This is a genomic window from Vibrio sp. J502 (assembly GCF_025397955.1).
In the GTDB taxonomy this organism is placed as follows: domain Bacteria; phylum Pseudomonadota; class Gammaproteobacteria; order Enterobacterales; family Vibrionaceae; genus Vibrio; species Vibrio anguillarum.
Genome location: NZ_CP104554.1, coordinates 904,425 through 918,252, shown reverse-complemented (window position 1 = coordinate 918,252; position 13,828 = coordinate 904,425). Strand labels below are relative to the sequence as shown.

The window sequence follows — 13,828 nt, the reverse complement described above, 5'->3', positions numbered from 1 at the left end:
ACAAAAAAACATGTTAAATCTTGTTATTAAACCGGGCCAATTGAGCTTAAAAGCACTGCGTCAAGTCAGCCGAAAGCCGGTCACCGTATCACTCGACTCCAGCGCGATAGCGGGTATTGAAGCAAGCACACAAGTCGTTGAGCAGGTGATTGCCGAAAATCGTACTGTTTATGGTATCAACACGGGGTTTGGCCTACTTGCCAATACTAAAATTGCCCCTGAAGATTTAGAAACCTTGCAGCGCAGCATCGTGCTTTCACACGCAGCGGGCATTGGTAAATTCATGGCGGATGAAACCGTTCGCTTGATGATGGTACTCAAAATTAATAGCCTTTCCCGTGGGTATTCTGGTATTCGACTTGAGGTGATCAACGCCTTGATGGCGTTAGTTAATCACCAAGTCTACCCCTGTGTTCCGCAAAAAGGATCGGTTGGTGCATCGGGCGATTTGGCACCTTTAGCACACATGAGTACGGTACTGCTCGGCGAAGGACAAGCTCGCCACAACGGCGAAATCATCTCTGGGCTGGACGCGTTGAAAATCGCAGGGCTAACTCCTATTACTTTAGCGCCAAAAGAGGGGCTCGCGCTGCTCAATGGCACACAAGCTTCTACCGCATTTGCACTAGAGGGGTTATTTGCCGCAGAAGACTTATTTGCCTCCGCCATTGTGTGTGGTTCGATGTCGGTCGAAGCGGCGCTGGGCAGTCGCCGCCCGTTTGATCCGCGCATTCATCGCGTTCGCGGCCATCGCGCGCAAATGGATGCCGCCAGCGCTTATCGCCATGTACTTGACAGCCGCAGCGAGATTGGTGAATCCCACACCGCATGTGAAAAAGTACAAGATCCGTATTCACTGCGTTGCCAACCACAAGTGATGGGCGCGTGCTTACAGCAAATTCGCAATTCGGCTGAAACGCTAGAAGTGGAAGCCAATGCCGTTTCCGACAACCCTCTGGTGTTTGCAGACGATGGCGACATCATCTCTGGCGGTAATTTCCATGCAGAGCCCGTCGCGATGGCTGCGGATAATTTGGCACTAGCAATTGCCGAAATCGGCAGTTTGTCAGAACGACGAATGGCGCTCTTGATTGACAGCGCGCTCAGCAAGCTTCCACCATTTTTAGTGGACAACGGTGGCGTTAACTCTGGCTTTATGATTGCGCAAGTGACGGCGGCAGCGCTAGCCAGTGAAAATAAAACGCTCGCCCATCCGGCTTCGGTAGACAGCTTACCCACTTCGGCCAACCAAGAAGATCACGTGTCGATGGCAACGTTTGCTGGTCGTCGTCTGCGTGATATGAGCGAAAACACGCGTGGTATTTTAGCGGTCGAGTATCTTTCTGCCGCGCAGGGGCTCGATTTCAGAGCGCCCAATAAATCCTCCGCATTAGTCGAAGAAGCGAAACAAATCCTGCGTAAAAAAGTTTCGTTTTACGATAAGGATCGCTACTTCTCGCCAGACATTGAACAAGCCAATACCTTGTTAGAACTGGCGGTACATAACTCGCTCATGCCGGAAAATCTTCTCCCTAGCTTATAATGTTACGCTATTGAGCCTCGCTCTCTGTGAGGCTCTTTTTACTGATTGGACCATTCATCGAGTGGAGTTGACTTATAATCGCGTCAGTTTTGGCTATACAGCGTACATTATGTCTCTTACATCTTATTTCTCTCATCAAGATCAAAAATTCCAGTTCACTCGCCAACAAGCGAGTCACTTTGCTAAAAAAGTGGCGGGAGATTTCAACCCAATCCACGACGAAGACAGCAAGCGTTTCTGTGTTCCGGGCGATTTGCTCTTTGCAGTATTGCTGCAAAAAGAAAGCATTAGCCAAAAGATGCGTTTTGATTTTTCAGGCATGGTCAGCGATGGCATTGCACTGCACATTGAAAATAAGTGTATGAAAGAGAGCGCTCTTGTCGATACTGCCGGCAAAGAGTATCTACACATGAGCCGTGAAGGCCAAGTAAGCCACAACACCGCATTTATCGAACACGTTGTGACGAACTATGTGCAGTTTTCTGGTATGAACTTCCCGCACATCATGGTGCCATTGATGGAAGAAGCGCAGATGATGATTAACTGCCAGCGCCCATTAGTCATCTATGAAAGCATGGAAGTGGAATTTGAACGTTTAGACCTCACTTCACCTGAAGTTGAGTTTTCTGGTGCGACGTTTGATGTTGACGGTAAACGTGGCATTGTCACGCTTAACTTTGCCTTTAAAGAAAACGGGCAAATCGTAGGGAAAGGGGTAAAGCGCATGGTAGCCAGTGGCCTGAAACCTTATGACCAAGAAGCAGTCGATGACTTAGTTAATCGCTTCAATGAACGTAAAGAGATGTTTTTAGCTCAATTTTCAAAAGCAGCCTAACCGTATTCTTTTCACTATGGCTTGAGCTCTTTTGCTTATCATCTAGAACCATATTTGTTGTCTAGAACCACGTTCGTTGTATAGATTGCCGCCCCGCTATTCTTGCGGGGCTTTTGATTTCCATTCAACTATATCCAGCGCCTGACACGCTGCTTGTAATCGACATACTCTTCGCCAAAACGCGCTTCCAGCACTCGCTCTTCTGGATAAATCTGAAAACGATTCATAAACCACACAAATAAAAATGCGACCACGAGGCTCAACCCATTGTGTTGCCAATAGGCCACACCAAACAACAGAAAAAATAGCCCCAGATACATCGGATTCCGCGAATAACGGTAGATACCGCTATCCACAATACACGATGTCGTTTCTGGTTTGGTTGGATTGACCGTAGTTTTCTTGCGGCGAAATTCGTAAATCCCCAGTAAACCAACGATGCCAGATAAAACAAAGCAAATCGCAAAGACCACTCGAGGCAGAGGTAAAGCGAGGCTTGCAAACTCAAAACTGTATGAGATACGATGCATCAACAGTAACGCCACAATAAATATCGCCACTGGGGGTATTTTCAGTTCAAATTTTTCCATGCTGCTCCACCTGACTGTGCTTCGATCCAAACCAATATCGACAGTATAGTAAAAAGCCCAGTAAGGTCTGGGCTTAGGGTTTACAACAATGCCAGTAAAGCTTGTAACGGATGCTTTGGTTTTACCTGTTCAAATCGTTTCACTTGACTACGGCAGGAATACCCTGTGATCAAGCAACGCTCTTTGGGCAGTTTTTCTAAACTTGGCTTCCAGCTTAAACCATAAATATCTTTCGACATCTCCAGCTTATCCTTTTCGTGGCCAAAGGTTCCAGCCATGCCACAACAACCAACTGGCACCGTTTTTAACTGAGAACCAAAATGGCTAAATATCGCGCCCCATTCTTTTTCTGCATTCGGTAGTTTGGTCTTTTCCGTGCAATGAGCAAACAGATACCAAGGCGCGTCACTGTGGTTTTGGTGATGGTTAAACTCCGACAAACGTGGCAACAGCCACTCATGAACGGTCAACACATCAAACTCACCGCGCTTATCGCCAAGAATTTCGTTGTACTCATCACGGTAGCAAAGCACTAACGCCGGATCGACACCGACCATTGGAATATTGAGATCAGCCACTTGTGACAAAAACGCAGCGGTGTTTTTCGCAGTGGCTGTGAATTGCTTTAAAAATCCTTTGATATGCTGCGCTTTACCATTGGGTTTGAATGGCAACAGTATCGGATTTTTGCCTAATTTGATCAGCAATTGTACGAAATCTTCAACCACCTCAGCATCGTAATAACTGGTGAATGGGTCTTGAACGATAATCACATGTTCAGCGCGATCTTGCTGTGACAGCCCAGCGAGGCGCTGCATATCGAATTTCACCACTTGGCCTGCGACACGCTTTGCCAACGTCGGTACCGAAAGCAAGGGTGCATCAACGTAACCAACGGTTGAAGCGGTGAGGCTTTGTACCCATTTCTGAGCCAACACCCCGTTCACCACTTGCGGAGCCTTTACCATGACCGGTAAAAGCGTTTCAATATTCGCGACGAGATAATCCTTAGCCGGACGCTGATAACGTGAGTAGTAGATATTTAAAAAACGAGAGCGAAAACTCGGCACATCCACTTTGATTGGACATTGGCTGGCACACGCTTTACACGCCAAGCAGCCGTTCATCGCTTCATACACTTCATGTGAAAAATCGTACTCACGCGATTTATTGAAAGAGTTACGCACGCGATCAATCATAGTTTTGATGGTTGGGTTTGACTCCAACACTTGTTTCTCTAGGTCGAGAATATCTACACCCTGCTCGGTAAGTTGGCGTAACCATTCACGCACCAAACCGGCACGGCCTTTCGGTGAGTGACGACGATCCGCCGTGACTTTCATCGACGGACACATCGGCGAACTGGTGTCATAGTTAAAGCATAAACCGTTACCATTACACTCCATCGCCTGTTTGAAACTGTCACGGACCTTCACATCGATTTGACGATCAAAATAGCCGCGTTTGGTGTCCGTGACTTTGACCAATTCAAAATTGGTCTCAAGTGGCGTGCATATTTTGCCGGGGTTCATTTTATTGTGCGGGTCAAAGGCTGCTTTAACGCGTCGTAATTCAGCAAATAGTTCCTCACCAAAAAACGCGGGGCCATATTCGGAGCGATAACCTTTGCCATGTTCGCCCCACATTAAACCGCCATATTTTGCCACCAGTTTGACCACCTCATCAGACACTTCATGCATCAGAAGCTCTTGCTGTGGGTCACACAAATCCAAAGCAGGACGCACATGCAGCACGCCGGCATCCACGTGGCCAAACATGCCATAACTGAGCTGTTTGCCATCCAGCAAGGTACGGAATTCGCTAATAAAATCAGCCAAGTGTTGAGGAGGAACACAAGTATCTTCAGCAAAAGCAACGGGTTTAGCCTTCCCTTTGGCCGCCCCTAATAACCCCACCGCTTTTTTGCGCATGTTGTAAATCAGGTTAATGCTCGCCAAATCACTGCACACTTGATAGCCAATGATGCCCGCTTGTTCTTGCTCAAGCATCTGATCAAGACGCTGCGTCAATGAAGCGACCTGCGCGGCAACCTCTTGCTCGCTTTGGCCTGCGTATTCGACCATATTGATGCCTTGCATCTCTTTGCCCGGAACATCCGCTAATAACTCGCTGACGCTATGCCAAACAATATCTTGCTTAGCTAAATTTAATACTTTGGAATCGACGGTTTCAACCGATAACGCATTGGCCGCTACCATTAAAGGGGCATTACGCAATGCCGAATCAAAGCTGTTGTACTTCACATTGACTAAGGTGCGAGCTTGGGGGATAGGCGTCAGATTCAAGGTTGCTTCTGTGATGAAGACCAAAGAGCCTTCTGCGCCACAAAGTACCCGAGTGAGATTAAAGTGATCACGTTCTTCATCAAGCGCATTTTTAAGATCGTAGCCCGTCAGAAAGCGGTTAAGAGGTGGAAATTTCGCCACAATTTGTTCGCGCTTGCCACGGCATACCGCTTCGGTCACTTGCAAAGCGTTTGCAGCAAAAGTACCACTTTCAGGCAAGCCTAATGAGAGATCCGATTCAAGTACCGAGCCATCGGCAAAAACGGCTTGCAGAGACAAGACATGATCCGACGTTTTGCCATATTTTAAAGAGCCCTGCCCTGACGCATCGGTATTGATCATGCCACCAAGTGTGGCTCGGTTACTGGTCGAAAGATCCGGTGAGAAAAAATAACCTAATGGTCTGACCGCATCATTTAATTGGTCTTTCACCACACCAGCTTGTACTCTTACCCAACCTTCATCAGCATTAATTTCAAGCACTTGGTTCATGTTACGAGATAAATCAACCACAATACCTTTGGTTAACGACTGGCCATTGGTACCAGTGCCACCACCGCGCGGTGAAAAAGTGACTCTCTCAAACTCTGGTTTTGAGCTAATCTTACCAATAAGTGCTACGTCATGAGTTGATTTGGGATGCACAACGGCTTGAGGCAATTGCTGATAGACACTGTTATCAGTCGCAACAGCAAGCCGGCTAGAGTATTGTGATTCGATATCGCCGCTAAACCCCTCGTTTTCGAGTTGTTGTAAAAAGCTCAAAACGACGGGATCGACGTCCGTTTGGTGATGAAGTCTTGGTAACATTTGCTTCCTGCCCCTACTGCGCTGATCCAATCAGCTGTGGGTTAATGGTTATTTTGATATTAATCTTTGAATTTCGTCACTTTACAACATTTAAAAAGGTGATCAAATCAGAATCTCAATGCAAGAATGAATCTCTCTAAAAAGTCATCAGTACGACATTTTTCCTGTACACAACATTTTAGCTATATATAGTTAATTAACGCTTTATGCTTTATATATTGATATAGAGAGTTAAATACCGCTTTTAAACTGCAATGCACATTACGGATATCAGAATGAAAAAAAACAAGATTGTTACCACTGAAGATATTTTGCTTAAGCTTTGTCAATCAGTGTCAGGAGTGCTCAGTTCTGCAACGGCGACCAACATTGCTTACTCAGCGATGGTACAAAAAATCAACAAAACGTCACTAAAGCCAGATTTCGGCTGTTTCGTTTTGTTTGATGGTGGCTTCTCTGGGCTCGTTGTTATCAACTTTACGGCCAAGGCTGCGCTGGAAATTTACACCAGTTATATGCGCAACATGGGAATGCCAGAAGAAGAGCTGGCCGTGCTGCACACTTCTGACGAGGTGGGCGATGTACTGGGCGAATTGATGAATCAACTCGTAGGCGACTTCACAAATAAAATCCGCAAAGAACTGCAAACCAACATTACCCAAAACCAACCGAAGATGCTGTCACTCAACAAACAGGTAATTTTGTCGGTGGATACTAATTTAGATCGTCCACAAGCACGCCGAGTTACCTTCTCGACAGAAAGTAATAATATTTTCTATCTTGAACTGGCAATGGATAAAACCGAATTCATCCAACTTGAAGAGTTTGAAGTTCAAGAAGATGAAAGCCCTGATTCAATTTTAGAAGCGACTCAGCAAAAACTGTCTGCCAAAGCAAAAAACGACAAGCAAAACAACAGTGATGATGATTTGACTACAGACCTATTGGATGAACTTGGTATTTAAACCACCAACCTCCTCTCGACTCGCTGCCTGATTTTGGGCAGCGATTCTCCACTTCGCTTTCACTTCCAGCATAAAACCGCTAAAATGTCGGACTTTTCTGAAGTTGTAGAATTGTATTTGCGAATTAATGGATAAACAGAAAGCTCTAAAGAAGATCGCTAAATGTCTTGAACTTGGTAATTCCGCGAATGTGAATGAAGCGGCCAATGCCATCAAGATGGCGCATAGCCTGATGCTGAAGTATGGGCTTGATAAAGATGACATCGAATTTATCAAGATGGGCAAAACCCAATCAACCCATTTACTACCCGCATCGATCACCTCATCACTACTGCGAGTGATCCGCGGTATCAATACTAAGTTTGGTGTAGAAGCGGTGCTACTCAATCATAAAGGACTCAAACGTGTTGAGTTTATTGGTGAGGCCGATCGCGCTATTTTTGCCGCATTCGCTTTTGATATCATTTACCGAGAAATGAACGAGCACACAGGCCAATTTCGAAATAGTTTCGCGGGCAGTGGCACTTCCAGCATGGAAGTCACACGGCGCGTCAATTCATTCGTTTCGGGTTGGATTGAAGGGGCATTAGAAAAGCTTCCAGTGATCACCGCCGATGATGAATCCAATAACAAAATCAATAATTACATTGATAAAGAGTTTCAAAATATTGACCGTGAAACCTTCAAGCAGCAGCTGCGTGATGCTATGAAAAATATTACCGCGGATTACGAAACTGGGTTAAAAAAAGGCCGTAAAGTATCTGTAAACCGACCGATTGATGGCGCACCTGCTCCAAAACGTCTTAGATAACCATTAATGCGCTATTCTGCTCTGTGCATTCGATAGAAATGCGCTACTATTTGAACAGAAATTAGCCCCACAAAACATGGTGAAAATTTGAGAGTTGTCCTTAGTTTGTGCCTGTTTTTCTCCTCATTAGTACTGGCTTCTCCTGTTGCTGAGCTAACTGCCCAAGCTCAGCAACAAAACTCAAATGCACAATATCAATTGGCGCTGGCTTATCAGCAAGGGGACAAAGTTGCTGTTAACCTAAACAATGCGTTTTATTGGTTTCAGCAAGCGGCGCAGAATGGACACCCCTTAGCCAAATCTAGGCTAGCCAATCTCTATTTAAAGGGACAAGGAACCCCAAAAGACATCCCTCAAGCTCTATTTTGGCTGACAGACTTAGCCACTAGCGGCGATGTGAATGCTCAATTACAACTCGCTAGAACTTACGAAACACTCCCTTCGCCACCCTCTGCGTTAGAATTGTCAGAAATGTGGTATCGCATTGCGGCAAGTAAGAGTAGCCAAGCCGAAGAGGGTTATGCCCGTGTATTGCAAGAAAAATTCAATCAACAACGTGCAAAACAAGTCTCCTCCATCAGCCAATTAGACAGCGCTTTTGACAGCAGCGATGAAGCTGACATGGTGGTCAGCACTGCACCCGTTGAGCACGACTCGACAAGCTCTATCATGACGGATTACTTATCTCTGTTGTTGCTGATGTTACTCCTTTTGATGCTTATCTATCTTTTCCGCTTCTGGAGCCGAAAACGTAAGACTCAACAACACGATAAAAATAGTCAACACCAGCAAGAAATCGAATCGCAGGCCTTTATGATCAAACAGCAAAAAAGGCAGCTTGAAAGCTTATTCAAAGAGATCAAAAGACTGCAAAACAATCATGTGGCTCAATCTCAGGATCAAAAATTACTATTAGCCTGTGCATTATTTGGCTTTAAACCCAGTGAACTTCCCGATGAAAAAAGCATCAAGCTTCGCTACAAGCAACTGTGCAAAATATACCACCCAGATCTTCAAGGCTCACAAGACGAAATGAAACGACTCAATGGTGCGTTAAAAATCATCCTGCCTCACGTTAAGTAAATGTTATTTTTAATGCGAAATATTACCGCTCGCGATTAAAACACTCGCTAAAGATAGACAACGCAATCGATCTCCATCTCACTTAAAGTAACAAATAGTTAACTTAATTCTCTTTTATATGGGATAATGCGCCGCGAAAATTACACCTAAATCTTCTAGGTGGGGAGAAAACATGTTTACGATTGAAGGTATTTGCGATTGGTGTAAACAACCAAAGCTATTAATAAAACACGAATATATTGATGGGAAATCGCATCACTCATGTGAAAGTTGCAATGAGTTTGCGCGCATGGATGTCAGGCAGTTTAATATTGCAGAGCAAGCATTTCGAGATCGACAGTCACTGTCACATTAGGCATCAATAGCTATACATGAAAAAGCGCCAACACGGCGCTTTTTTACTGCCTATTTTTAAAGCACACCCATTTCAGCGACTATGATAACTTATCTAATTAATGACGAGACACTGTTACTAGGATACTCACATTGATCACAAAATAGACAATGGCGCTTTATCTTTGAGCAATTTAATTTGTTGCTAAAAATAGTTATTAATCAATAAATTAAAACAAAATCTAACGAATTCAAGCTTGGTTATGCTGATAAATTCAGCAAAAAAAACTTGATCAGTATCTACAACTCAAATACTGTATACACATACAGCATGTATGAAAGGACAGTATTATGCTTCAAGTAAATTTCGCTTCTCAACTATCAGCTCAGTACCCTTTGGCTAATGCCCATCGCTCAGTCAATACGATTGAACAAGCCATGATGTCAAAGCTTGCTAAGCTATCCCAGCACCAACAGCAGTGGATCTTATTCACCTCTGAATGTCCTCGACCACAGTATGAACAGTTTGCTTCTTTCAATATACATTGCGACAGAGTGATCCACATGAAACCCTCTCAAACGTTATCGGAATTAGAGATTGTGATTAAAGCTATCCGCTCCGGAAATGCCAGTGCGATAATCGCGTCAAATACTATTGAGCCTATCAACCAACACCTACTCAAGCAATTAGCGGCCGAGCACCACTGTGATGTGTTTTTTGTTGCAGGGAAACAGCAACCGTTCCATTGATCGAGAAAATGCTGTTGAGGGTGAATAATGCTGTATTACCCTCCATAACAGCAAAGGCCTAGCATTGTGGCTAGACCTTTGAGATTAGAACATCTTATTGTGTCAATGTGACACCAATAGATTAGATATCAATTACATCGAATGCCACTTCAGTATCGACATCGGCTTCGTAATCAACGCCATCAACACCAAAACCGAATAACTTCAAGAATTCTTCTTTGTATTCAACGTAATCCGTCAGCTCTTTTAGGTTTTCAGTAGTGATCTGTGGCCAAAGCTCACGGCAATGCTTTTGAATATCTTCACGCAGTTCCCAGTCATCCAGACGCAGACGATTTTGCTCATCTACTTCCGGCGCACTACCGTCTTCTTTATAAAGACGTTGGCTAAACATGCGATAGATCTGTTCAATACATCCTTCATGTACACCTTGCTCACGCATTTTCTTAAACACCATTGCGATGTAAAGAGGCATAACAGGAATAGCTGAACTGGCTTGAGTAACAACCGATTTAAGAACGGCCACATTAGCCGTACCACCTAGTACAGAAAGCTGTTCATTCAGTGCCGATGCGGCGCGGTCTAAATCCATCTTCGCTTTACCTAGCGCACCATCCCAATAGATTGGCCAAGTTAGCTCAGTACCGATATAGCTATAAGCCACGGTTTTACACCCTTGAGCCAATACGCCAGCTTCAGCAAGTGCATGGATCCACAGCTCCCAATCTTGACCACCCATAACCGTTACCGTGTCTGCAATTTCCTGCTCAGTTGCAGGTTCAACACTGGCTTCAATGATGATGTCTTTATTGGTATCAACCGCTGTCGCGGTGTATGTTTGGCCAATCGGTTTTAATGATGAGCGAATCAGTTCGCCAGTTTCAGGTAATTTACGCACTGGTGAAGCAAGCGAGTAAACCACCATATCAATTTGACCTAAGTCTTGTTTGATTAGCTCGATCGCTTTCTGTTTTGCTTGGTGAGAAAATGCATCACCATTTAGGCTTTTAGCATACAAACCCGCCTCGTGAGCAAGCTTGTCAAACGCGGCTGCGTTATAAAAACCGGCGGTGCCTGGTTTTTTGTCCGTGCCCGGTTTTTCAAAGAAAACACCGATGGTCGCAGCACCTCCACCAAAAGCGGCGGTAATACGAGACGAAAGGCCGTAGCCACTGGATGAGCCTACAACAAGTACACGTTTCGGTGCATTTTTGATAGGGCCTTGTGCTTTGGTGTAAGCAATTTGTTCTTTTACATTAGCTTCACAACCCACAGGGTGCGTTGTCGTACAGATAAATCCACGAATTTTAGGTTTGATGATCATATTCAACTTCCTTCAAAAATCTCCGCTAGGATAAAAGTTTCGCTCGAAGATCTCACCCTATTTCTTTAAAAACAGGCAGAAATTGCAAGTGGTTGGATCTCTCGTGGCTCAAACAATCAGGGCACCCGACTAGGATGCCCTGATATATGGTCACACTTTTAGTAACGATATTCGCGACTAAGCAACATGATTAAGCTTTGGCTTTCCCGGCTTATTGGTCATCACCTCGCTCAAGTCATGGCTAAAGTGATCAACTTGAATCGCTTTATAACGCAGTTTGTCTGCGGCCAAAATTTGGTCTACTTCAGTTTGAGTCAACACATTTTCACTTAAGGCTTGAGCCAATCGCTCAGTCAGGGCACCTTTACGCGCAATTTTACCCTCTTTGGCTGCGCGGAACAGCTTGCGCTCAAGTGCACTGATACCATACATCGCCAAAAACGCTTTTTCCATCAAGCCAACGCTATCGTCTTCCTCTGGCCCAATGTAACAAAGATGAGTGAGACGATCTCGATGTGCTCCAGGAGTCATTAAGCTTTCCGCCAGTTTGACCGACAGCTCATCGCTAGGTTTGTCATAATGATTGCCCAAAGGGAAGACCAACACCTTAAGTAAGCGCCCAACCACTTTGCTGGGGAAGTTGCTGTACGCCTCTTGCAAAGATTTAGCCGCGTGGTACAAACAATATTGCACCGCGTAGTGCACGTAATCTAAATCAGTTTGTTGGCGGCCTTCATCTTCATACTTTTTCAAGGTCGCTGAAGCCATGTACAGATAACTCAAACCATCACCTAAACGCGCTGAAATCATCTCTTTACGTTTAAGATCGCCACCTAACGTCAACATAGCGAAATCGGCACTCACGGCAAGTGCTCGGCTAATGCGCGTTAACTGTTGGTAATACGCTTTTGTTGGGCCGCTCATCTGCGCTTTGACAAAGCGCGAACCCGTTAATGCAGCACCGAGCGCCCCAAAGGTATTTTTGGTCGCGTGGCTAATGTGCTTAAACAACAGCTTATCGAAATCTTTCGCGCCTTGCTCTGTATCAGGATTAGCCGCCGCTTCCATCTCTTTCAAAACATAAGGATGACAACGAGTGGCACCTTGGCCAAAGATCATCAAATTGCGAGTTAGGATATTGGCCCCTTCAACCGTAATTGCGACCGGGATACCGAGATAATGTGTTCCGAGGTAGTTCATTGGTCCATCTTGAATCGCTCGACCAGAGTGAATATCCATCGAATCATTTAAAATTGTGCGCGCAATTTCTGTCATATGGTATTTGGCAATGGCGGTCACTATACCCGGCTTTTCTTTCAAATCGAGCGAGGTTGTGGTTAAGGTTCGTGTCGCTTCAAGCAAATAAGTTAAGCCACCGATACGACCTAGCGCTTCAGCTACCCCTTCAAATTTACCAATCGACATGCCAAATTGCTTGCGCACATAAGCGTATGCACCTGTCGTACGCGAAGTTAAGTGACCAATCGCCGTACCAAGTGCGGGCAATGAAATACCACGCCCTGCCGACAAACATTCCACCAGCATGCGCCAGCCTTTACCCGCATAGTCAGCACCACCGATGAGCCAATCCATCGGGATGAAAACATCTTGACCACGCGTTGGGCCGTTCATAAACGCAAGGCCGAGTGGATCGTGTCGCTCGCCAATTTCCACGCCTTTGTGATTAGCAGGGATCAGCGCGCAGGTAATGCCGATATCGAGCTTATCGCCTAGAAGTTTTTCAGGATCACTGAGTTTGAAAGCTAGGCCTAGCACAGTTGCAACCGGAACAAGCGTGATATAACGCTTATTCCAACTGAGTTTAATCCCAAGGACTTCTTTGCCCTCGTGCTTGCCGTAACACACCACGCCTTGATCAGGAATGCCGCCAGCATCGGAGCCTGCTTCTGGCCCGGTCAGCGCAAAACAAGGGATATCCGTACCGTCAGCTAAGCGAGGAAGCCAGTAGTCTTTCTGTTGTTGTGTACCGTAGTGAGAGAGAAGCTCTCCCGGGCCAAGCGAGTTTGGCACCATCACTGTAACAGCGGTACTGATACTGCGCGTCGCAATCCGTGACACTATGGTGGAGTTGGCGAGTGCGGAAAATTCACGACCGCCGTAGGCCTTTGAAATAATCAAAGAGAAGAAACGCTCTTTACGCAGAAACGTCCACACTTCCGCTGGCAAGTCGCGATCCTCTTTCACGATTTTATGGTCATCTAACATGGACAGCAGCGTTTCCAACTCATTATCAATGAAAGATTGCTCTTCATCTGACAAGGTTGGTTTTGGGTAATGATGCAGCTTGGTAAAGTCTGGACGACCTGAAAACAGTTCACCATCCCACCAAACGCTGCCCGCTTCCATCGCCTCTTTTTCTGTCTCCGATAACGGAGGCAAAACTTGCTTAAACAGTTTAAAGGCGGGGTCGCTTATCCATTTTCTTCGTAGAGAGCTCATGATCAGATCCTTTTGTTC

11 protein-coding genes are annotated in these 13,828 nt (G+C 45.4%); 7 read left to right on the top strand and 4 right to left on the bottom strand.

What is annotated here, in order from left to right; genetic code table 11:
* The first annotated feature begins 10 nt into the window (after nt 1–10).
* Together hutH and N5E84_RS04430 are read left to right on the top strand one after the other, a co-directional pair.
* Nucleotides 11–1,543 carry a histidine ammonia-lyase gene (gene hutH / locus N5E84_RS04435; protein WP_017048047.1) on the top strand — a complete coding sequence of 511 codons (1,533 nt, stop codon included), beginning with the start codon at nt 11–13 and terminating at the stop codon, nt 1,541–1,543.
* A 109-nt stretch (nt 1,544–1,652) separates the two neighbouring features.
* Nucleotides 1,653–2,378, top strand: coding sequence for a DUF3581 domain-containing protein (locus tag N5E84_RS04430; protein WP_029388449.1), 726 nt, complete (start codon nt 1,653–1,655; stop codon nt 2,376–2,378).
* Nucleotides 2,379–2,506: 128 nt separating this feature from the next.
* On the opposite strand, the gene N5E84_RS04425 is transcribed toward N5E84_RS04430, so the two are convergent.
* On the bottom strand, nt 2,507–2,998 hold the full coding sequence (locus N5E84_RS04425) for a methyltransferase family protein (RefSeq protein WP_019283309.1): 492 nt from the start codon (nt 2,996–2,998) through the stop codon (nt 2,507–2,509).
* Between the two features lie 50 nt (nt 2,999–3,048).
* Complete coding sequence (locus tag N5E84_RS04420; protein ID WP_029388448.1) at nt 3,049–6,084, bottom strand: FAD-binding and (Fe-S)-binding domain-containing protein; 3,036 nt, start codon at nt 6,082–6,084, stop codon at nt 3,049–3,051.
* 275 nt (nt 6,085–6,359) lie between these two features.
* Here N5E84_RS04420 and N5E84_RS04415 point away from each other — a divergent pair, with 275 nt between their 5' ends.
* The 5 genes from N5E84_RS04415 (at nt 6,360) to N5E84_RS04395 (ending at nt 10,026) form a co-directional block, all read left to right on the top strand.
* A complete protein-coding gene (locus N5E84_RS04415; RefSeq protein ID WP_026028133.1) occupies nt 6,360–7,049 on the top strand; it encodes a DUF3334 family protein in 690 nt (229 codons plus the stop codon).
* 127 nt (nt 7,050–7,176) lie between these two features.
* The gene (locus tag N5E84_RS04410; RefSeq protein ID WP_017042255.1) at nt 7,177–7,860 is read left to right on the top strand and encodes a DUF2786 domain-containing protein; all 684 of its coding nucleotides are present in this window, start codon (nt 7,177–7,179) and stop codon (nt 7,858–7,860) included.
* Nucleotides 7,861–7,965: 105 nt separating this feature from the next.
* A complete protein-coding gene (locus N5E84_RS04405) occupies nt 7,966–8,943 on the top strand; it encodes a J domain-containing protein (protein WP_019283307.1) in 978 nt (325 codons plus the stop codon).
* 172 nt (nt 8,944–9,115) lie between these two features.
* The gene (locus N5E84_RS04400; protein WP_010319035.1) at nt 9,116–9,298 is read left to right on the top strand and encodes a hypothetical protein; all 183 of its coding nucleotides are present in this window, start codon (nt 9,116–9,118) and stop codon (nt 9,296–9,298) included.
* Nucleotides 9,299–9,627: 329 nt separating this feature from the next.
* The gene (locus N5E84_RS04395; protein ID WP_017045220.1) at nt 9,628–10,026 is read left to right on the top strand and encodes a hypothetical protein; all 399 of its coding nucleotides are present in this window, start codon (nt 9,628–9,630) and stop codon (nt 10,024–10,026) included.
* A 121-nt stretch (nt 10,027–10,147) separates the two neighbouring features.
* On the opposite strand, the gene fabV is transcribed toward N5E84_RS04395, so the two are convergent.
* Nucleotides 10,148–11,350, bottom strand: coding sequence for an enoyl-ACP reductase FabV (fabV, locus tag N5E84_RS04390; RefSeq protein WP_026028134.1), 1,203 nt, complete (start codon nt 11,348–11,350; stop codon nt 10,148–10,150).
* 177 nt (nt 11,351–11,527) lie between these two features.
* On the bottom strand, nt 11,528–13,810 hold the full coding sequence (locus N5E84_RS04385) for an acyl-CoA dehydrogenase (protein WP_029388447.1): 2,283 nt from the start codon (nt 13,808–13,810) through the stop codon (nt 11,528–11,530).
* Nucleotides 13,811–13,828: the final 18 nt, after the last annotated feature.